Source organism: Vibrio sp. TRT 2004 (assembly GCF_050113735.1).
Classification (GTDB): Bacteria; Pseudomonadota; Gammaproteobacteria; order Enterobacterales; family Vibrionaceae; genus Vibrio.
The window spans coordinates 52,795-74,445 of the sequence record NZ_JBNJOH010000006.1 but is presented as its reverse complement, the minus strand read 5'-3'; the positions used below and the strand labels follow the sequence as shown (position 1 = coordinate 74,445).

General features: G+C 46.3%; 14 protein-coding genes. 1 reads left to right on the top strand and 13 read right to left on the bottom strand.

What is annotated here, in order from left to right; all coding sequences use genetic code 11:
• Positions 1-50: 50 nt before the first annotated feature.
• From ACQEXR_RS04395 to hemL, 13 genes are all read right to left on the bottom strand, one after another.
• Entirely contained in the window at positions 51-2,459 is a 2,409-nt protein-coding gene (locus tag ACQEXR_RS04395; protein WP_138972158.1) for a GH36-type glycosyl hydrolase domain-containing protein, read from the bottom strand.
• 88 nt (positions 2,460-2,547) lie between these two features.
• A complete protein-coding gene (locus tag ACQEXR_RS04390; protein ID WP_426951120.1) occupies positions 2,548-4,461 on the bottom strand; it encodes a beta-N-acetylhexosaminidase in 1,914 nt (637 codons plus the stop codon).
• 9 nt (positions 4,462-4,470) lie between these two features.
• Positions 4,471-5,346, bottom strand: a complete 876-nt coding sequence (locus ACQEXR_RS04385) for an N-acetylglucosamine kinase (protein WP_331416885.1) — start codon at positions 5,344-5,346, stop codon at positions 4,471-4,473.
• Between the two features lies 1 nt (position 5,347).
• On the bottom strand, positions 5,348-7,069 hold the full coding sequence (locus ACQEXR_RS04380; RefSeq protein ID WP_427019810.1) for a glycoside hydrolase family 9 protein: 1,722 nt from the start codon (positions 7,067-7,069) through the stop codon (positions 5,348-5,350).
• A gap of 69 nt (positions 7,070-7,138) precedes the next feature.
• The gene (locus ACQEXR_RS04375; protein ID WP_331416883.1) at positions 7,139-8,134 is read right to left on the bottom strand and encodes an ABC transporter ATP-binding protein; all 996 of its coding nucleotides are present in this window, start codon (positions 8,132-8,134) and stop codon (positions 7,139-7,141) included.
• A 41-nt stretch (positions 8,135-8,175) separates the two neighbouring features.
• On the bottom strand, positions 8,176-9,159 hold the full coding sequence (locus ACQEXR_RS04370; protein WP_138972153.1) for an ABC transporter ATP-binding protein: 984 nt from the start codon (positions 9,157-9,159) through the stop codon (positions 8,176-8,178).
• Between the two features lie 2 nt (positions 9,160-9,161).
• Complete coding sequence (locus ACQEXR_RS04365; RefSeq protein ID WP_331416882.1) at positions 9,162-10,187, bottom strand: ABC transporter permease; 1,026 nt, start codon at positions 10,185-10,187, stop codon at positions 9,162-9,164.
• A gap of 2 nt (positions 10,188-10,189) precedes the next feature.
• On the bottom strand, positions 10,190-11,176 hold the full coding sequence (locus tag ACQEXR_RS04360; protein WP_331416881.1) for an ABC transporter permease: 987 nt from the start codon (positions 11,174-11,176) through the stop codon (positions 10,190-10,192).
• 172 nt (positions 11,177-11,348) lie between these two features.
• Positions 11,349-13,031 (bottom strand): ABC transporter substrate-binding protein, encoded by a 1,683-nt coding sequence (locus ACQEXR_RS04355; protein ID WP_331416880.1) that lies wholly within the window; start codon positions 13,029-13,031, stop codon positions 11,349-11,351.
• A gap of 654 nt (positions 13,032-13,685) precedes the next feature.
• Entirely contained in the window at positions 13,686-17,072 is a 3,387-nt protein-coding gene (locus tag ACQEXR_RS04350; RefSeq protein ID WP_427019809.1) for a response regulator, read from the bottom strand.
• 209 nt (positions 17,073-17,281) lie between these two features.
• The gene (rsmC, locus tag ACQEXR_RS04345) at positions 17,282-18,304 is read right to left on the bottom strand and encodes a 16S rRNA (guanine(1207)-N(2))-methyltransferase RsmC (protein ID WP_427019808.1); all 1,023 of its coding nucleotides are present in this window, start codon (positions 18,302-18,304) and stop codon (positions 17,282-17,284) included.
• Between the two features lie 79 nt (positions 18,305-18,383).
• Positions 18,384-19,469 carry an AI-2E family transporter gene (locus ACQEXR_RS04340; protein ID WP_426951107.1) on the bottom strand — a complete coding sequence of 362 codons (1,086 nt, stop codon included), beginning with the start codon at positions 19,467-19,469 and terminating at the stop codon, positions 18,384-18,386.
• 257 nt (positions 19,470-19,726) lie between these two features.
• A complete protein-coding gene (hemL, locus tag ACQEXR_RS04335) occupies positions 19,727-21,019 on the bottom strand; it encodes a glutamate-1-semialdehyde 2,1-aminomutase (RefSeq protein ID WP_331427537.1) in 1,293 nt (430 codons plus the stop codon).
• A 252-nt stretch (positions 21,020-21,271) separates the two neighbouring features.
• Here hemL and erpA point away from each other — a divergent pair, with 252 nt between their 5' ends.
• Positions 21,272-21,613: an iron-sulfur cluster insertion protein ErpA gene (gene erpA, locus ACQEXR_RS04330; protein ID WP_006878298.1), complete on the top strand. Its 342-nt coding sequence runs from the start codon at positions 21,272-21,274 to the stop codon at positions 21,611-21,613.
• The last annotated feature ends 38 nt before the right edge of the window (positions 21,614-21,651 follow it).

The following is a 21,651-nucleotide window of genomic DNA, read 5'->3' as shown; positions in this document are numbered from 1 at the left end:
ATCCTTTATTGAAAGTAATGAGCCTCTCGAAAGAGGCTCATTGCTGGTGATTAACCAAGCACAACCACCACGTCGTTTACACTGCCTTCAGGCTGAACCGGTACAGATGTTCCTTCCACGGCCTGACCGTTCACTGTGATTGACTTGATGCCTTTGCTTACAGAGCTCGGGTTTTCAACCTTGATGTTGTAGGTTGCGCCAAGCCACTGACGAGTTACTTCGAAGCCTGGCCAGCTAGTTGGAATACAAGGGTCAATCGTTAGACCATCGAAGCCAGTGCGCACACCCAGAATAAAGTTGGTCACGGCAAAGTAAGCCCAACCAGAAGTCCCTGTTAACCAAGGGTGGTTAGCACGACCATGATCTTGGTGGTCTCGACCCATGATGAATTGAACGTACGAGTATGGTTCAGCGATACGTTTTTCGATAATGTCATTCTGGTTATATGGGTTCAGTGCGTCGTAGAACTTCATTGCACGGTCACCGCGACCTAGCTTAGCTTCAGCAACCCATGCCCAAGGGTTTGGATGCGAGAAGATCGCACCGTTTTCCTTCACGCCTTGGTAAACGCGAGTAACAAAACCGATATCGTCGTTTGGCGTTGCAAATGATGGTGAGTTTAGGTGTAGACCGTATTCAGAGAACAGGTTCTCATCTACGGCGTCCATTGCTTTTTCACCACGTTCTTGCGATACCGCACCAGATAGAACCGCGAGTGTGTTTGATTCTAGGTGAACACGGCCTTCTTTCTGTTGTGCCGTACCAATCTTGTCGCCGTTCTTAGTTAGACCACGGATGTACCAACCACCTTCGTCATCCCACAGGTGAGTTTCACACGCTTCACGTACGTTAGCCGCCATTTCAGTGTACTTAGCCACATCAGCGTCTTTGCCAAGGTATTTAGCAAGGTCGATAAACTCTTGCAGTGCCCAGAAGTGAAGGAAAGAAACCATTGAAGATTCGCCGCCACCTAGGTTTAGACAGTCGTTCCAGTCTGCTCGCAGACCTTTACAGATGCCAGTTTGACCTACGTACTCAGCAGAGAAATCTAAAGCGGCTTTCATATGGTCGTAAACACTTGCTTCACCGCCATCTGCGTATGGGATGACTTGATCAAAGAAGCTGTGTTCACCTGTTTCCATTACGTATTTACAGATGGTAGGAACGAGCCATAGATGATCGTCAGAACAAGTATCTTCGATGCCATGGATCTTATCTTCATCTGATGGTGTCGGTACGACTGTTGGTGATTTTGAAGGCTTAACGTCAGCTTTTTCAGGATCAAACCAGTCTGGATCGAATAGGTGCAGACCGTATCCCGCTTTTACCTGACCGCGAAGAAGATCAACAATGCGCTTGCGTGTCATCGCAGGGTTGGCATGTGGGACTGAAATTGCATCCTGAGCGGTATCACGATAGCCAAGACCAGTACGACCACCTACTTCGATGAAGGAAGCAAAACGAGACCAGACAACACATGTTTCAGCTTGGTAAAGAGTCCAAGCATTGATCATGGTATCGAGGCCTTCGTTTGGTGACTTGACTTGGAACTTAGCACAACGTTCGTCCCAGTGAGCTTTGATACCAGCAAATGCTGCATCAACGTTTGCTAGATCCTGATACTTAGCACGTAAGCGCTCGCCGTTGCCTTTACCGATACCCAGAATGTAAGCAAAACGGACTTCTTCACCCGGTTGAATCGTGAATTGTTTATGCAGTGAACCACAGTGGTTGTAACAGGTTTGAGCGCTGTTCGAACATTTACCTGTCTCTACAGCAATCGGGTTTGCTTCGTCGCGGTATAAACCTAGGAAGCTGTCACGCTGACCATCGTAAGAGTCTGGTTCAAATGTAGAAGCTAGGTAGTAGAATCCTTCAAAATCGTTGGTGTTGTAATACAAGTCGTATTCAATCACACCATCTTTGTATGCCGTACCTGCCGAGTATAGAGACATCTGGTGGTTCTGATTGTCCGACTGAATGTGGCTAAATGAGAATTCAACAAACGAGAAGGCGCTGATAGTGCGAGGCTTGTCTGAAGTGTTCTTAATCACAACATCCCAAATTTCAGCATCTTCACCTTTAGGAACAAATAGTGTCTTGGTTGCAGTGATGTCGTTGTACTCACACTTGAACTTCGAGTATGAAAGACCATGGCGAACTTCATAGTTCGCCTCGTCTAGGCTTTTCGCGACTGGTTGCCATGAGATTGACCAGTAATCACCAGTTTCGTCATCACGCAGGTACACATAGTGCCCTGGGCGATCAAATGTCGCGTTCGGGCGGAATTTAGTAACACGGTTATATTCAGGCGAGTTGTAGAAAGAGTATCCCCCCGCGTTATGCGAGATAACCGTACAGAATTTCTCTGTGCCTAAATAGTTCGTCCATGGTGCAGGGACGTCAGGTCGAGTAATGACGTATTCACGATTGTCGTTATCGAAATAGCCGTATTTCATGTTAATTTCCTTTTTACCAAGCTACCACTTTGGTAGCCAAAACTTTAATGCTAGAGAAAACTGCAAATGCCATGCATTTGCACCTTTGTTAATTCCACGGTTGGCGATATTCGATTTGCTGTTTGTCGAGCAAAGGTAAATGGCCTTTCAACCGTGATAGATAGTCGAGCCAATCTCGGCCTGCTCTGTCTGTCCAGCAGGCTTCAGCCAGCGCAGTGAGTCTTGGGAATATCATGTAATCCAATCGTGACTGGTGAGTGACAATTTCACTCCACAGCGCACACTGAATTCCTAGAATACGTTTGCGAATCGGATCGGTATCTGGCACTTGTGCCAATGGCTCATAGCGGTAGGCGTTCTCCAGTGGGATCACTGCCGCCCAATCAACGCCAGGCTCTTCTGGACGATAATCTTGAGTCATGTCGAGATAAGTGGATTGACCCGGTTGGAGAATGACGTCAAAACCTTGCTTAGCGCAGTTAAGAGCCGCTTCTTCACTCAGCCAAGAGTAGATAACCGTGTCTTTGCTGACTTTATTACCGTGTTGAGCCTCTTCCCATCCGACCATACGTTTACCCAGTGAACGCAGTTTCTGTTCTGCGTAACGGAGTAGGTGTCCTTGCAGCTCTTTAGCGTTTTGGTAGCCCTCTTGAGCCATCAACGCCTGACAGGCAGGGCTTTCTAGCCAGACACCAGCAGGGACTTCATCAGCACCAATGTGTACCCAAGGAGAAGGGAAGAGTTCAGAAACTTCTTCTAGTACCTTGTCTAAAAACTGATAAGTGCCAGGCAAAGCTGGTGATAGGACGTTATCGTCATAATGTTGAATACTGTGATATTGGGATTGATCAGCAGGATCACACAACAACTCTGGTAGTGATTTGATTGCCGCACGGCAGTGGCCAGGGATATCAATCTCCGGAATGACGTTGATGCCTCGTTCTTGCGCGTAAGCGATAACGTCCTTAATCTGCTCTTGGTTGTAGTAACCGCCGTAACGTTGATTTAAGTGACTGTATTGTGGCTCCAGCACGGTACCTGGACCGCGGTAGGCTCCCGACTCGGTTAGTTGAGGAAATGCCTTTATTTCAATTCGCCAGCCCTCATCATCAGTGAGATGCCAATGGAAGGTATTAAACTTGTAGTGTGCCAATTGGTTAATCAGCCGTTTGACCATATCCACCGAGTGAAAGTGACGTGCACAGTCAAGCATCATGCCACGGTATTTAAAGCGTGGTTCATCATGAATTTTCACATAAGGTACCGATAACTCTTTATTTTGCTCACTGAATTGAATGAGTTGGAGCAAGCTGGCACTGGCATGAACAAAACCTGCATGTGACCCTGATTCTAGTCTGATCCCCGTTCCACTGACGGTAAGATGGTATTCACCTTCGTCAAGGGTTGGATTGTTGCGAAACACGATATCGCTTTGCCCGATGGTCTGTACTGTAAACTCAAACAATCGCTCAAGTTCAACTTGCAGCCACGTCGCGGCTTTTTCTGCCAGCGAAGTTTGCAATGTTATTTGGCTGGAGCGAGTCAGTCGAAAACTTCCGTCCAGTTGCTCAATTTTGTGAGGTCTAGGAATCAATGCAATTGACGCACTCTCGACCTCTGGCAATTGGGTGCGCTCTCTATAGGGAGAGGCAAGCGCTATCGGCGTTAAGGTTACTGGGCACTGCGTTGCACCGTCGTTGGCAATGATCAGGGCATCTTTGAACCCATCAGTGTAAAAACGCAATGGCGCCGTGTTGATGCTGAACTCGCAGTAGTAGTGTTGATTAGCCGTCAGAATGTCACATTCAGGCACTACGGTGCAGAAACTACCGATCTGCTTGATCGTCCCGTTAGTGAAACTGTCTGGCAGAATATAGCGATCAGTAATGAATTGGATCTGCCACTGAGCAAGATCCTGATCAGAAAGGTTATGGACAGTTAAGCCAAAGCGACAAAACTGTTTTTGTTCAGCTAGAACGGCGAGTTCGACACGAAAGCTCATGACAGATCCTTAATACAAGTTATGTTCGGGTTTAGCCGCGAACATAAGGGCACCTTCAATGGCATCAAACTGAGCGTCAACCACCCAAGCTTGTACCGGAGGTGATAGCCAAGCCTTGATTCGCTCAGCAATGCTACCCATCAAGCAGATACGAGTGGCTCCTTTTTGGTGTAGAGCGACTAGGAACATCTCAATGTCAGCAGCCGTCTGCTTAAGCATTGAGATAGCAAGGCTGTCGCCTAGGGTTGCATAGTGGAAAATCGCAGGGGAAAACTGACCATAGTCGCGTGGTAACGCGCTTTTAGACCATGTGACGATTTGGTCGATATCATGGTTGAAGTGGTCAAGAACATGCTCGGCAAGTGGCGTTTTCTCGACGATACCATCGTCAGCCAGCAATACTTGTTGAATTAGACGTAGACCCATAACTGCGCCACCACCTTGGTCAGATATCGGAAACTCACGACCTCCAACCACATGCTGCTGATTACCGCTAAGATAGATACCGCACGAACCCGTACCTGCAATCATAATGGCGCCTTCGTCACCGTTATGGGCACCGATACAAGCACCGTATGCATCGGTATTGAGTACGACGGAAGCAAAAGGATGAGGTTGTGCCATAAAGTCTTGCCATGCAGACTTTTGCTCAGCCCCTGCTAAAGCTAAACCCACATGCATCTTGCTGAAATCGGCTTCTGTCAGGCCACCAAGCGTGGCTGCCTGAGCAATCGCATCGATAATCGACTCCATGGCGACATTGACACCGAGTAAGATATTGGCACTGCCGCTTTTGGCTTCACCGACCAACTGACCTGCCGCATCGCGAATTCGTGCTCGACATGAAGTACCGCCACCGTCTATCCCGACATAGTAAAGCGTCATGTTACTGCTCCTCTTGTTGAGAAAAGTGGCTAAATTGCGTAATTACAGCCAATAGGTACCAAGCACCATGTGGGATCCATTGCTCCCCCCAACGCCAGTTCTGCAACATGTCGTCTTTTTGTCCCGGCGGATTAAAAGCGATATCTTGTGCATCTTCAAAGCCAGCGGTGATACCGTTACAGACACCACCTTTTGCGTTAAAAAATCCATACTGAGGAAGGTAGTCAGGATTGTTGTGTCCGTGTCCATCAAGCATGCACATGTGGTATGGGTTGAGACCAAGGATCCAGTTCAAAGCATTTTGAGAAAAACGCAGCAGTTGTTGTTTGGTTTCTTGGTTTTGGATATGCGGTAGTGCGAAAAATGCCATTGCACATAAGGACCCTAAACGGGCGTTTTCACCTTGCCACCAGTAACCTGTTTCGTTGTTCTGGGCGACAAAGAAAGCATCGCGTTTTTGTTCTCCCACACCTTTTACATATTGGCGTGGGTAACCAAATGGGTTGGCTGTCGCTTGAGTAATCCCCAGTTCAAACTCAACACTTCGCTGCACAACAGATTGGCTGATAGCCGCCTGTTGTGGGTCGTTTTCAATCGATAAATAGTGGCATAGAGCAAGGCTGGGTAAACCTGCTTCTGCGGCATGGTAATAAGGGCGAGAGCCGTCTTGGTTTGCTGACCAGAAATGTTCAAAGCGGTCATCGCTACACTGCCTGTTGTGAAGCTTTGCAGCCCATTGACGACTTTCACTTAAGTACTCTGATTTCTGTGTCGATTTGTACAACTCAACGGCGGCAAGTAGGGCGCAATATTCATCAATGATGTTCTCTTGCTGATCATTGAGATATTGCGTGTTGCATTCGCGTAAATGCCAGTAGCCTTTTTCTGCGGCTTCAAGGTAATCATTCGATGAGTATTCACCGCTTTCATCAAGGCGTGACGCGGCGGCTAAAGCGGCAATTGAAACGCCGCCACCTTGTCTGAAGCCGGCTTGGAAATCGTCTGATTTATGCCCTTGCTGTGTTTCGTATGCACAGATTTCGCGTTGCTTGGTGTCTTTTGACCACTTATCAAAAATGGTCATATAGAAAAAGCCTTGTTCATTTTGCATTCGAACTAAGAAGTCTGCGCCAAACAGCGCTTCTTCTGTCATGCGTACTTTAGTAAATGCAGCGACTTGCTCATTCTCTTTGAGTTGTTCTAACCCTTGAAGTAGATTCCAGACCACCATAGGGGTCTGCTGAGGGTTGAGATAGTTGGCATAAGAGAGATGACTAAGGTATTTGCTCACATCTCCGGATGCATCATACCAGCCACCGTGTACGTCAACGCGAGTCTCTGAGCCAAACAGAGGGATCGAATGATCTTGCTTGTCAAAGCGTCCGCCGCAGCGCTGAGACTTAAAGTAGTGCAGAACATCTGAAAGCGTGGTGTTCAACAGTAATCCCTGTGCAATGTTAAAAACTTCAGAGCGTAGGTTATCGACACGCAGGTAGTAATGACCTGAGCGTTCGAATGATGAGAACTCGATGCGGAAAAAATTCCCTTGGTGCCAATTGGCCACTTTTGTGCCTTTTTCGACAGCAAAAGTCGCGACAGTTTGGTGACTATCAGCACAGACTAACAGCGCAGTGGTAGATGAAAGACGTGCTTTACGTGTCATCAAAACAGCCTGCTTTGGCCCAAGGGCTTCATAACCAATATGGTTAGTAAGTAGCAGCATCAAAATCTCCGAAAATAGGGGGTGATTGAGTTGTTGAGCCAAGAGCTTGCGCTCCTGGCTCTTATGGCATTATTTTTCGTATAGGTAACAACGCACAAAGTGGTTGTCAGACAATTGAGTGACTTCTGGTAACTTCTCACTGCACTTATCAGTAGCGTGTTGGCAGCGTCCGGCAAATGGACAGCCCACTGAGGCTGGTGTCCACAACGGAATCTCGCCTTTGTTACCTTTGAGTTTTTCGTGAATCGACTTACTTGGATCTGGTACTGCTGAGACCAAGAGTTGCGTGTATGGGTGTTGAGGATCGTGGATGATCTCGTCAGTATCTCCCCATTCAACCATGTGTCCCACATACATAACTGCCAGATCTTCCGCAATGTAACGAGCGGTTGCGATATCGTGAGTGATGTAAAGCAGAGACATCTGCTTTTCGAATTTCATCTCTTCCATCAGGTTTAGGACACCTGCACGAATCGATACGTCCAGCATTGATGTTGGTTCGTCGGCGAGCACAACTTCTGCACCTACCGCGATGTTACGTGCCAGGTTGACACGTTGACGCTGACCGCCTGATAACTGGTGCGGGAATTTTTGTGATGTCTCTTTTGGCGGGATCAGACCAACTTGTTCAAGCAGGTCATAAACGCGCTCTTCCAGTTCCTTCTTATTGCCAGGTGACACCTTCTTGTGGATAAGCAGTGGTCGTGCAATATGGTGAAAGATGTTATGAGTAGGGTTTAGAGAGCCAAATGGGTCTTGCCAAACCATCTGCACGCCTTCACGGTATGCCATCAGATCCGAACGAGAATCGATGGTTTGAATATCACGGCCTTTGTACTCAATCACACCTGATGTTGGTGCGTACATTTTTGCGATCATCTTCGCTGTAGTGGATTTACCCGAACCTGATTCACCCACCACGGATAGGCCGCGGCTTTTGTACATTTTGAACGATACGTCGTTGATCGCACGCATCATAGGTTGGTTTAAGGCATTACTGTTGATCGGGAAATCCTTTACCAGGTTTTTTCCCTCAACAAGTAGTTGGCCAAAATCTTTGCTCATATTTGTCTCCAGTAATCTTTTCTTTGTTTCTCAGCGTCTTGCTAGAGTTTTCTCTGTGCAATCGGCTCGCCATAGAGGTGACAGTTAGAGAAACGATTTGGCTCAATTTGTCTTAGTGCAGTTGGGACTTGAGTACATGTTTCATGCACGCGGTCACAACGAGCTTGGAAGCGACAACCTTGTGGTATCTCTAGAAGGTTAAGTGGGTTGCCTGGAATACCAGTAAGCTTCGTTTTTGGGCCAGTTAATGGAGGGAAAGAGCTACCCAGACCTTTGGTGTAAGGGTGGTAAGGACTTTCCAGAATCTGCTTTGATGGTGCGACTTCAATCAACTCACCGGAATACATGATGCCGATGCGATCTGAGAACTCGACCATCAAAGAGAGATCGTGAGTAATGAACAGAATAGAGAAACCAAACTCTTCTTTTAACGCGTAGATCTTTTGCAGTATTTCACGCTGAACCACTACGTCGAGAGCGGTGGTTGGCTCATCCATAATGATCATTTTGGGGTTTAGCGCCAGTGCAATCGCGATAACCAGACGTTGACGCATGCCACCAGAGAACTGGTGAGGGTAGTCATTCAAACGGCTAGGGTGAATATCTACGATTTCAAGCAATCCTTCTGCGCGTTTACGAGCCTGTTCACGCGTCATATTGGTATGACGCATGATTACGTCGCAGAACTGGTCTTCCATTGTCAGTACTGGGTTGAGCGCGTTCATTGCGCTCTGGAAGACCATCGACATCTCGCTCCAACGGAACGATTGCATGCGTTCATCGCTGTATTTAAGGATGTCCTCACCATTGAAGATAACCTCGCCACCGGTGATAAACGCTGGTGGCTTATGTAGGCGCATCAGAGAGAAAGCAACGGTGGATTTACCACAACCAGACTCGCCTGCTAAGCCGAATACTTCTCCAGGTGCAATATCAAAGCTGACATTGTTACAGGCACGTACGTCACCTGCATCAGTAATGTAGTCAACGCAAAGGTTGCGGATAGAAATGAGTGGTGCTGTCATGGTTATTTATCTCCGCTCCATAGTGCATTTTGTGGTGGCAGTTCTGGCTGACGCTCTTTCTTGTCCTGCTCAGCCAGTTTTTTCCAGCGTTTCATACCTTTGTGAGAGCGAAGCTGCGGGTTCGCAATTTCGTCAACTGCAAAGTTCAGTAGAGCAAGACCTGTTACGAGTAGAGTTAAGGCTGCACAAGGTGCAAGAACTTCCCACCAAGCGCCGATTAGCATTGCTGAAGAGGTCTGTACGTTGTAGAGCATGATGCCCCAACTGATGGTGCTAGGGTCGCCTAGACCTAGGAACGAAATAATAGATTCCATGCCGATTGCGTACATAACCGAACCAATGAAGCTCGCGCCTACGATTGGGATAAGGTTTGGTAGGATTTCAACAAAGATGATACGGAACGATGATTCACCGAGAACTTCTGCCGCTTTTACAAACTCTTTTTCACGTAAAGACAGAGTTTGAGAGCGGATTACCCTTGCCCCCCATGCCCAGGATGTACAGCCGATGATGATGGCAATGGTTAACGGGCCTGCTTCACCGATAAAGGCGGCGAGTACGAACAGTAAAGGATACTGAGGAATAACCAACATGATGTTCATTGCTGCGGTCAGGAAATCGTCAACACGGCCACCGAAGTAACCCGCAGAGATACCAATGACCGTCGCTAGGAAACAAACAGTGATACCTGCGCCGAAGCCAACACCTAGAGAGATACGAGCACCGTAAACCAGTTGTGACCAGATGTCGCGACCCATACGGCTAGTACCCAGTACGTGATCTGCTTTTTTCGACAACAGCATAGTACGGCGATCGGTAGCTAGGTTTTGTGCGATCCAGCCATCTGGATTTGCTTTGGCTGACTTAACGACGAAACCTGGGTATTCATGTGGATTGCCCGTGCGCTTATCTGGCGCGTGTTTGGTAATCAAAGGTGCGGCAATCGCCATGAAAATGAACAGTACAACAATGGTTAAGCCCGTACGAGCGTAAGCGTTACCTAGAATCAGTTTAAATAGATCTTTCATAATTATTTCCCTCCCTTACGAAGGCGAGGATCAAGTACTACGTAAAGCATGTCGGCGATAAGGTTAAATGACAGCATAAACATCGTCATGATGATCAATTGACCCTGAAGAACTTGGTAGTCACGAGCGTTGATAGCGTTAAGTAATACAGTACCTAGACCTGGGTAGTTGAAGATGATTTCAACGATTAGCTGACCACCGATGGCCATACCTAGCGACATTGAAAGTGCAGTAACACTAGGAAGTAGAGCGTTACGCGCTGCGTAGTTGAATACCACACGGTTCTCACTCAGACCCTTACCTTTGGCCATCGTGATGTAGTCTTCTGCAAGCAGGTTGATCATGTTGTTACGCATGTTGACTAGGAAGCCACCAATTTGAATGATCGAAGCACAGAATAGAGGTAGCACAGCATGATATGCGGCATCCTTATAGAACGCCCAGCTTGTCCAATCAGGCACGGTGCCTGCGGTATATGCATAGCCAGTTGGGAACCACTTTAGGCCAATCGCAAAGATAAATAGCGCCAACATTGCGATTACAACTTGAGGCACGGCCTGAATAATAAGCATGCCAGGAGTTACGAAGGCGTCATATTTGCTGCCACGTTTCCATGCAGCAAAGATACCTAGTATCGAACCTATTGAGAATGAGAGGATAACGGCGCTACCAGCTAGGAATAGTGACCAACCAAATGCTCCACCCAAAAGTTTGTTAACAGATAGTGGGTAGAACTGGATTGATGTTCCAAGTTCCCAGCTTAGGATGTTTTTCATGTAGGCGATGTATTGAGTAAACAACCCGCCATCAACAAAGCCTAATAGCTCTTTCATTGCAGCGATACGTTCCGGCGTTACTTGGACCGAAGCGTTAGCAAACATCATGGTAACCGGATCACCCGGCATTGCACGAGGAATAATAAAGTTTAATGTCGCAGCAACTAACAATGCGACTAAATAGAACGACAAACGTCTTAAAAAATAACCCATAACTCACCTTACTTACCCAGATTTTCCCTGTTTCTGGTTTCAGGTCGCTCCTAGCGAAAACAGAATTTAGAGCGAACAATCCCCTGACGACTGGCGCCATATAAAGAACACATCAAAACGTTGGGGGATTTTGCGGCATACAGAGCGTATGCCGCATCGTTAGAACAACTACTTATTTAACTGGTTTTAGGTCCAGTACGTGTAGTAGACGCTCTGGGATACCAGCCCAAATGTTTGGACGGCCTTTTGGATTTTCTTCGTTCCACCAACCAGTGAATCGAGTTGTATTGTATTGGTACATGTAAGCACCAGACATTACAGGAATCGTAACTTGGTCAGAAGCGATGATTTGCTGGATGCCGTGAGCGATTTCTAGCTGCTCGTTCTTATCAGCTGTTTTGTAGAAGCTGTTTAGTAGGCCATCTAGCTTGTCATTTTTGTAGAAGTGCATCGCGAAGCGAGGCATACCTTCACCAGATTGAAGTGCTGAGTTGTAAGCACTGTTCCAGTAAGTGTATGGGTCTGCACCGTGGAAGTAGTTTGTGTAAGCTACGTCGTACGTACCTTCAAGCATTGCTTGGTTGTAAACAGAGAAATCTGGAGTACGTGCTTTCGCTTTAATGCCTACGTCAGCAAGTTGCTCAACTGCAAGTTGAACGGTGTTGTTGAAGTCAGTCCAACCGTTTGGAGATTGGATTAGTAGCTCGAAAGACTTACCAGATGGAGTGTCAACGAAACCATCTTTGTTTACATCTTTAAAGCCCGCTTTCTTCAGTAACTCTTTAGCACCTTCAACGTTGTATGTGTTGTAGCCTTTGTACTTGCTGTGAGTCTTTTCGTCAGACCAAGCTTCGAATGCATAGCCAAGGCCAGATGCGAAGTCGTTCACTGTACCGCCACCGTAGAACGCGATGTCGATAATAGTTTGACGGTCTAGAGCCATAGAGAATGCACGACGGAAGTCTACGTTAGTAAGTGCTTCGTTCTTCGCTGCATCAGGGTTTTTGAAGTTAACAACGAATGCCTGAGTACCTGCTGGCGGGTACCAGTACTGGTGATTAGGGCTTGCCGCAGCGTAAGTACGGTCGATGTCAGGAATGAATGAAGACGTCCAGTCCATTTCACTGTTAACAACTTTACCTAGGAACTGGTCGTTGTTTGCAATTTGAGGAACACGTAGACAGTCAACATCTAGGTTGTCTGCATCCCAGTAATTCGGGTTAGCACACTGGATGTATAGCTGAGCAGTGAACGTATCGATTTCTGTAAATGGACCAGAGCCTACAGGGTTCTCGTTAGTGAAGGTTGAAGGATCTTTCACGTCTTTCCAAATGTGCTCAGGTACAACTGGTACTTTAGCAATTTCGTAAGGAACGTTTGAGTTCGCTTCTGTTAGGTTAAATTTAACTTGGTAGTCATTTAGTTTCTCAACAGAAGATACCCAAGAGTTGATACCGCTTTGGTCTAGCTCTGATTTCTCTTTAACTAGGTTGAAAGAGAACACGACATCGTTAGCATCAAATGTTTCGCCGTCAGACCATTTCACGCCTTTACGAATATCGAAAGTTACGCTCTTTAGGTCGTCAGCCATTTTAAAGTTTTCTGCTAAACGGAATACTGGTGTGTTACCGTGCATTTCGTTGAACACAACTAGAGGCTCGTAGATGAAGTCCCAAGTAGTGTGCAAGTGAGTTGCACCTAAGTATGGGTTAAAGTTACGAACAAAAGTTGTGAACTCTTTAGGGTGGATAGTTAGTTCACTACGTTCAGCGGCTGTTGCTACCGATGCGAATCCGGTAGTTGCTGTAGCAATAATTGCTGTTGCTAGTGCTGTTTTTTTTATGTTGGCAAGCATAGCTGTTCCTTACTATTTGCTTTCATTTCACTTATGGAATGGAATGTCATCAATTGATAAACACTCACTAAGGCCCACCTCTTGTTAATGATTTTCAATCGGAGGTGATATGAAAATCCAGAGTGGCCTGTAGGCCTTAGGCACACTAAGAAAACACCTTAACGTCAATTTTCGCAATTGCTATTCCCGTTAAAAACGTCAAAACCATCACCATCTCCGTTAATACTGTTAAAAAAACCAAATTTGATTAAATTGTAATCACGAAAAGGCCTTTGAAGTGAGTCGCAATAGTCCATGTGCACCAGTTTGTTTGTGAGTGGTTGCTAACTTCATTTTCTTTATTTTATAAGGCTTCTTTTTATGGAGTTAAAATGTGAGATGTGGGTCACTTGGAGGTTTTCTGTTAATTTTTGGGGTTAAATTAAAACTGCCGTCTTGTTGTGATTGGCTTCGCAAACTGAGTTCTTTTTACGCATTGTTGGTGGTTTTGTATCAATTGGGGTACCTGCTAGACAAAAAATAGCGGCTAAATGGCGGCAAGCAATAGGTTGTTTTACGAGTCGTAATAACTGTATTTGAGTATTAATCAAGGCAAAATGATGAGAATCAAAAGCCCGCTTACTGCGGGCTTTTTAGTTTGGCATTGAAGGTGTATTAGCTTGTCAGTAAGTGCTGAAGTTTATCTCTTAGCCCTTCAATATGCGTTCTCTCTGGGCCTTGTTCATTGCAGTGCTCTAGGATGTAATCCAGTGAGCTTAGAACCGTTCTCCAGCGTGGTGTTTTCGGTAGCGTCTCGGCACGTAGATATTTGTCGAGTGTGCGCGTTTGCAAAGTACTGCGGTCGAGATAGACGCGCCATAAACCACTTTGTTCTGCGAACGAGAACTTGGTTTGTCCTGTGACGGACTCCCAGTAGTTGAGTGCGCTTGTCATCGCGTCAACTAACACTTCGCGCATAATATCTTGTTTGGATTTACTGTCTCCGGCAACTCGATCAGCCAATCGCGTAAACTCTCCTCCCAGCTCTTTGAGTTCTTGCAGTTTGGCTTTATCACCTTCAAAGGCAAAACTGGACAACGCTTCAATTGCGCTTTCCAAGTTATTAATGCGGCTTGCATTGATGCTGCCGCCAACGTTGAAGATGTAAATCGAACGCAGGCCTGAACCTTGTGGAAGTTTCAAAATATCCGCAGAAAGGTGCTGTCGGACATCTTCGACGTAAACATCAATCGTACCGCAGTAATGCTCTTGTTCAACATTAAGGAATTTGGGTGCGATAAGTTCGTCAGCGCTTGAGCGTTTTAGCTGTTCGGTGGAACGTTTAAATAGCTTTGAAGCCGCCTCATTGGCAAAGCGAATCTTGTTATCTTCACGAATACAGATGATGGCTTCTGGCGCCGTTTCTAGTTGCTCTAGTAGGCGTCCTTGTGTTTCTAACAGGCTGGCTTCAACCATTGCTCGGTGCTTGAGTTCAAGCTGGAGTTGCTGGTTCTCAAGTCGGCGTAGTTCAGCTTTGCTGGCCGTTAGATGGGCAACGATACGGGCAGCAAGCTCTTGCTTGTTAAATGGTTTCGACAGGTAATCGTTAGCCCCAGCGTTAAACCCGCGAATTCGGTCATCCGTTTGATTAAGAGCAGTCAGCATGATGACAGGCAGGGCGGCATGATCGTACTTTTTACGAACCGTTTCACACACCTGATATCCGCTCATACCTGGCATCATAATATCCAGTAACAGTAGCTCTGGTTTCTCTTTCTCAATCGATTCCAGTGCTTCGTGACCATCTTTAGCCGTGCGTACGCGATAGCCTTCCAGTCTTAGGAAACTATCCAAGACTCTAAGGTTCACGGGCTCGTCATCAACTACGAGTAGCAGAGGACCTTCAGGGTTTTCTGGTAGGCTAACAGGTTCGGCTAACTCTATCTCTCCGCTATCCGGCGCGATAAAGTGGGGCGCTTCATAGTGGTTTGCTTGCTGAATTTGCTCTTCACTCGCGATAGGTAATGTAAAGCTGAACGTGGTGCCAACCATAGGCTGACTACTCACATACAAAGAACCTTGCATCAGTTCGATCAACTGACGACTGATAGACAAACCTAATCCTGCGCCTTGACGGTATCGGCTTGAGTCGCTGCCTGCTTGAATCAGAGGCTCAAAAATATGTTCGAGCTGGTCAGCTGGAATACCTTGGCCAGTATCAACGACCTGAACACGAATATGATCGTCGATAACGTTCGCGGAAATGACAATTTTGCCTTCGCTGGTGTATTTGATTGCATTGCCAACCAAGTTATATAGCACCTGTTCAAGTCTTTGCGGGTCGGCACTGACCCACACGGGTTCACTAGGTACTTGGTTGATAATTCTGATGGGTTTGTTGCCTAGCAGATGGGAAGAAAGCTCAAGTACTAAGCGCGTTGAACCGGATAAATCTACGGCACTGGTGTCGATATCCAAGTTTCCATAACGCATCTTATGGTAATCAAGTAAGTCATCAACCAAGGTAGCAAGACGCTGACCACTGCTGATAATGATATCTAACTGGTATTTGTGTTCTGCTGTGATTGGGCCGTTAGCTCCTGAAGTGAGTGCTTCGGCTATCCCCACCATACCGTGTAAAGGCGTTCGTAACTCATGAGAGGTTGTCGCTAAGAATTCATCTTTGAGTTTATTGGCGAGCTGTAACTCATCATTTTGTTTTTGAATGAGTTTGAGGTTGCTTTCTAGCTCTTCATTTTGCTCTTTGATTAAGAGGATCTTTTCGCGAATTGAGCGTTGCATTCGCTCAAAACTGACCGCAAGACGTCCGATTTCATCTTTACGCTGCGTGTTGATCATGGTGGCATCAAGATCGCCAGCAGATACCTTCTCGGCAGCCCAAGTCAATTTAAGAAGTGGGGATGTGATGAAATTGGACAGGTAGTGGGAGGCCATAACAACCAGTAAGATTGCCGTTAACATCGCGAAAATAAACACAGTTTCAAGTTGATGAATGCGAGCAAAGGCAACACTTTCTGGTACTTCAACGACCAGTGCCCAGTCGATACCTTTAACCGAAATCGGGGCGTAGGCGGCAATGATGGCCTCTTTCTCTGAGTTAGAGTAGGTTCCAAAGCTGGTTAATCCAGACAAGGCGAGCTCCACCACTTGTCGACTTTTATCAATATCTTCCTGCTCGTATGCGAGAGTACGGGATTTATGATCGGCACCAACCAAAAGGGTCTTCATCGAAGGGATGTTTTTGGTATCAGCTATGAGCTTGGTGATGCCGTTATTCGGCAGACGAAACATGGCATAGCTGTGCAGATAACCTTGCTGCACAATGGGTGCGCCTAGCCATGCAACTGACTTGCCTTGCTCTTGGGCAAAATCTGAAATAATAACCGGCGTAAAGTCTTCGTTCGTTTTACGTTTTTCAGTGACCAGATTTCTTAGTTTGGTAAAAGTGTGTCCTAAGTTGGCATCTTTATATTTGCCAGTTAGCAAGTTAGTGCCGAAATTGTCATATTTAAACGCCGAGTAAGTGACGTTTCCTTCTCGATCAACCAATAAGATATCATCGAAATCAGAGCGCTTGAGAAGTTCCAGATAAGCCCAGTGATAGCGTTTATGAAGCAAGCGGTAGCGTTCTGTACCATTAAAGAGGCTAGACTGAGGCAAAATAGAGGTTTTGATTTGATCGCCCGAACCTTGGATATAACGCTTTTGTGCGTACTCGCGTGCCTGCTCAATATCAAGGCCTAAGCTGCCAAATGCGTTGACCAAGCCGTAGAATCGACCACCACTCGCATACGCTAACTCTGAGCGTACAAACCCCATGACTTCCGACTCTTTCGCATATAGGTAGTCAACGACTTGCTGCTGCTTGCTATCGCGAACAGAAACCAAATGCAATGTGCTCTGCTCTTGTAAGTCAGTGGTGTGTGACTGCAAGAAGAAGATAGCGATAACGGTAAGAGGCGTGATACTTAAGACCAGAAATGCCAGCATCAGAGTGTTTTGAAGACGCTTAAATTTCTGTTTCCGATACAACTTAAACATGATCTAACTAGAGTTTCCAAGAGTTCGGCTTAAAGGTTGGGGCCTAAAAACCTGTAAGCGGGATAAAAACGTTATTTTCCTATAGTGACAAAATTAACGAGTTTTTTTACTTTGACAAGTAAGTTGCAAGGAAAGCGTGGAGAAAAGCGCAGTTTTTACTTTGGCAGGGGAGATGTTGCCCAATCCTTGGCAAGAATTGGGCAAGTCGACTACTTCTTAGCGTGATAAATTGCGAATTTATTGGTCTTATTTAGCGTCTCGCAATTACTGAAGGCTTGCTCAATAATCGGCTGATATTTAAGAAAACTATTAGCAACGATAAATAGTTGTCCCTGTGGGTTTAGATATTGTGGTGCTTTTGCCAACAGCGTCTCCGTTGCGCTGTAGCTAGTATCGAGACCAGCATGGAAAGGAGGATTACTGATAATGAAGTTGTAATCCTTGCTGGTATCTGAATAAACATCAGAGGCAAACACACGACCAGTCAAACCGTTAGCTTCGAGTGTGGCTTGGCTAGACGCGACCGCGAGTGCGCTGATATCACACATTTCTAGCTCTATGTCTGGATTAAGGAGCGCCATCACGCTGCCGATGACGCCCGCTCCACAGCCAAAGTCTAAAACCTTGCCAGTCAGATCGGGTAGGGTATCGAGCAGCAGTTTACTGCCAATATCAAACTCTCCGTGACTGAACACGCCCGGTAAGCTTTTAATGGTCAGAGTGCGCTCTTTGTAGCTAACCTGATAGGTTTTATACCATTCATCTAGTTGGAAAGCTGCGGGTGTCTGAGTACATTGCCCCCAGTAGAAAGAACAACGGCGTGCGGAGTCGTATTTGGTAATCGGGCCATAGTCCTTAAACATTTTCTCAATGCTTTTAATACCAGAGCGATTCTCACCCACAACCACGATTTCAGTTCCGGTTCCTAGTTTGGACATCAACATGGCCAGCAGATACTCGGCTTCAGCTTTCGCTTTTGGCCAGTAGAGCAGGACCAAATCTGCCTGAGTTTGTTGTGTGAACTCTGCACCAAAGACACGGGTAATTTGCGAATAGGATTCAAGCTGACGATGATAACCATAGTTAGTGGTAAATACTGTTACAGACTGACAGTGTTTCACCAGTTCAACAGGAAATAGGTCTTCAGCTTCACCAGCAACAAGAACGTGTTTACCTTCGAAGTAAGCAAGTTGTCGCTCGGCAATTTGACTTGGCGCGATATAGGCAGACATAGAGCACTCAGTAGAAAAAAATGAGGGGGGATTTTCGCACAATCCTCCCTCATCTTGAAGTATTAAACCGTTTTGCTGTTTAGCTGCGATCTTGTTGATCTAAGAAGCCTTGAAACTCCTCTTCATAGATGTTGAACAATACCATGGTCACAGCAAAGATGATCGGGCCGTAGATTAGGCCAATTAAGCCAAATAAGTGTAGACCACCTAACAAAGAGAAGAAGATCATTAGCGTGTTCATTCCAGCGCTACCTTGCATTAGGAATGGACGGAGCAAGTTGTCTATCGAACCTACCACAGCTACGCTCCAAACGGTCAGGAAGATAGCCCACGTAGTATCCCCTATGAGGAAGAGGTAGATTGCTGCTGGGATCCAAATGAGCGCAGTACCAACAACCGGAATAAATGAAGCAAAGCCCATCATGGTTCCCCAGAATAGACCTGGGAATCCGGCGAGCCACATACCGAGTCCACCCGCGATACCTTGAGCAATTGCAGTCAGGAATGAACCCATGACGGCAGATTTCGCCACCTGCTCAACTTCATCCAGTAGTTTATCTTCTTGGCTGCGTGACAAAGGAAGGATATGGCGGATAGCACTGATGATCTTATCGTGATCTCGAAGTAAGAAAAATAGCACGAATAACATCAGGAAAAAGTCCATTAGGAAGTTAGTCGCATCACCTAAAATCTTCGCGCTGATACCGACCAGATTACTGCCAAAACTCGTGGCAAACTGAGCGACTTTCTGAGCAATCTCTTGAGGCTCTACCTTATCGAAAGGTAAGTAAGTGTTCGCTAAAGACAAACCTTTCACAACCCAAGGGTGTTCGAAGAGTGTTTGGATGCCCCCTTGAGTGACCCATTGATAAACGTTTTGAGAAAATGCAGAGCCTTGCTGAACGATAGCAGCAAAGACAAACAACAGTGGGACGACAATGATAAAGGTCAACACAATACAGGAGAGCAGAGAAACAACATTTTTATGATTTGGCAGTTTGCTCTCAATCCAATCATGAATAGGGAACATCAACAGCGAAATGATAAACGCCATTACGATCGAATTGATGTAAGGCTCTACCAATAAAAAACACGCGAACGCTGCAGCCAACAGGGCTATCACTAGTACCCAGTGACTGGAGGTGATTTTAATTTTATCTGACACAATCTTGTCCAATTGTTTGACGATGTATCAGTATAATGGCTTTAAAACAGGCAGTTATCAATCAAGAATCAGATTTGTATCAGAGGTGAGTCAAAACATGGGATGCTGTAATAATGACAAAGGCTGCAAGTCAGCATCAAAAAGCAAACCTTCTATACCTTGGTTTGCCTTGGTAATGGCAGGATTGGTTTTGTTAGTCTTGTTTAACTGGCAATAAAAAGGCTGCTCAATGCAGCCTTTTCCATATGCAGTAGAGGTTAAGCTTGTTGTGCGATGATAGCAAAACAGCGATCTGCCGCTTCCAGCGTTGCTTCAATTTCTTTGCTGCCGTGTGCCAGAGAAGTAAAGCTCGCTTCGAAAGCCGATGGCGCAAGATAAACGCCGTGATCCAGCATTAGGTGGAAGAAACGTTTGAAGCGCTCGATGTCGCACTTAGTCACGTCTTCGTAGCTGGTGATGCTTTCTTGATCGGTAAAGAAGAAACCGAACATTCCGCCAACTTGATTGACGACAAGAGGGATATCGTGGTTGTCTGCTAGTTGCTTAAAGCCATCTGCTAGCTGTTTAGTTTTAGAAGCAAGGCGCTTTTCGTTACCTTCTTGTTTGAGTAAGTTCAGACAAGCGAAACCTGCCGCCATCGCTACAGGGTTACCTGATAAAGTACCCGCTTGGTAAACAGGGCCTGTAGGTGCAATGTACTGCATCACTTCTTTGCGACCACCGAACGCACCCACTGGCATACCACCACCAATAACTTTACCTAATGTTGTTAGGTCTGGTTTGATGTTGTAGTAAGCCTGAGCACCACCTAGAGCCACGCGGAAACCTGTCATTACTTCATCAAAAATCAGCAGCGCGCCTTCTTCATCACAGATTTGACGTAGCCCCTCATGGAAACCTTCCACTGGCGGAATACAGTTCATGTTGCCAGCAACAGGTTCAACGATAATACATGCGATTTCACCTTTGTTTGCCGCAAAGAGTTCGCGCACTGAGTCTAGATCGTTAAATGTTGCCGTTAGTGTGTGCTTGGCGAAATCCGCTGGAACACCTGGTGAACTTGGTTGACCAAGCGTCAGAGCACCCGACCCCGCTTTAACTAGCAGGCTGTCTGCATGACCATGGTAACAACCTTCAAACTTCATGATTTTGTCACGACCTGTGTAACCACGAGCAAGACGAATTGCGCTCATGGTTGCTTCAGTGCCTGAACTCACCATACGAATCTGTTCCATCGATGGGACAAGTTCTGAAACCAGTTCAGCCATCGCAATTTCCATTTCGGTTGGTGCGCCAAAGCTCAAGCCGCGCTGCGCTGCGTCAATAACCGCTTCACGAATTACCGCGTGGTTGTGACCAAGAATCATCGGACCCCAAGAACCCACATAATCAATGTACGCTTTGCCGTCAGCATCAAAAATCAACGGGCCGTCAGCTCGTTCAACGAAAATCGGTGCGCCACCAACGCCGTTAAAAGCACGTACAGGAGAGTTCACGCCACCAGGAATGGTTTGCTGTGCTTTCTCAAATAGATCTGCGGATTTGGTCATGGGATATCCTCTTTTGATTGCTCGGACCAATTTGGGACGCATTGTACCTGTCGATTCCCATACAATAAAACGCTTTGCTGCACATTCTGCGTACTTTCACAGCAAATAAAGAAGAATTGGCATAAAAAGTTGCTTCAAAAGTGGTGAATACTTGAACGCTTCACTCAGGTATTAGATAATCCCCCTAATATTAAAAGATGAAGTTCCAGAAAGTTCAGTCATTCTGGAGCCAAACGACTGAGAGAGATCATCGTGAGCGAAGTAAATATTCCACTAACATTTTCAGATGCAGCGGCTCAGCGAGTAGGTGCATTGATTGCTGAAGAAGAGAACCCGAACCTGAAACTGCGAGTTTACATTACTGGTGGTGGTTGCAGTGGTTTCCAATATGGTTTCACTTTTGACGAGAACGTGAATGAAGGAGACACAACCATTGTCAACAGTGGTGTGACTTTGGTGGTTGACCCTATGAGCCTTCAATATTTAGTGGGTGGCCAAGTGGATTACACTGAAGGGCTTGAGGGCTCGCGTTTCTTTGTGAATAACCCAAATGCGACCACAACATGTGGCTGCGGTGCTTCATTCAGCGTTTAAATATCTCTTTCTAGGCTGCAGTCCCTCTGCAGCCTATC

What these genes read in the sequence shown, in the direction of transcription:
- ACQEXR_RS04385 (WP_331416885.1), bottom strand. Translation starts at nt 5,346, where the DNA reads ATGACGCTTTACTATGTCGGGATAGACGGTGGCGGTACTTCATGTCGA.
- ACQEXR_RS04375 (WP_331416883.1), bottom strand. Translation starts at nt 8,134, where the DNA reads ATGAGCAAAGATTTTGGCCAACTACTTGTTGAGGGAAAAAACCTGGTA.
- ACQEXR_RS04365 (WP_331416882.1), bottom strand. Translation starts at nt 10,187, where the DNA reads ATGAAAGATCTATTTAAACTGATTCTAGGTAACGCTTACGCTCGTACG.
- ACQEXR_RS04380 (WP_427019810.1), bottom strand. Translation starts at nt 7,069, where the DNA reads ATGCTGCTACTTACTAACCATATTGGTTATGAAGCCCTTGGGCCAAAG.
- ACQEXR_RS04395 (WP_138972158.1), bottom strand. Translation starts at nt 2,459, where the DNA reads ATGAAATACGGCTATTTCGATAACGACAATCGTGAATACGTCATTACT.
- ACQEXR_RS04360 (WP_331416881.1), bottom strand. Translation starts at nt 11,176, where the DNA reads ATGGGTTATTTTTTAAGACGTTTGTCGTTCTATTTAGTCGCATTGTTA.
- ACQEXR_RS04350 (WP_427019809.1), bottom strand. Translation starts at nt 17,072, where the DNA reads ATGTTTAAGTTGTATCGGAAACAGAAATTTAAGCGTCTTCAAAACACT.
- ACQEXR_RS04370 (WP_138972153.1), bottom strand. Translation starts at nt 9,159, where the DNA reads ATGACAGCACCACTCATTTCTATCCGCAACCTTTGCGTTGACTACATT.
- rsmC (WP_427019808.1), bottom strand. Translation starts at nt 18,304, where the DNA reads ATGTCTGCCTATATCGCGCCAAGTCAAATTGCCGAGCGACAACTTGCT.
- ACQEXR_RS04390 (WP_426951120.1), bottom strand. Translation starts at nt 4,461, where the DNA reads ATGAGCTTTCGTGTCGAACTCGCCGTTCTAGCTGAACAAAAACAGTTT.
- hemL (WP_331427537.1), bottom strand. Translation starts at nt 21,019, where the DNA reads ATGACCAAATCCGCAGATCTATTTGAGAAAGCACAGCAAACCATTCCT.
- ACQEXR_RS04355 (WP_331416880.1), bottom strand. Translation starts at nt 13,031, where the DNA reads ATGCTTGCCAACATAAAAAAAACAGCACTAGCAACAGCAATTATTGCT.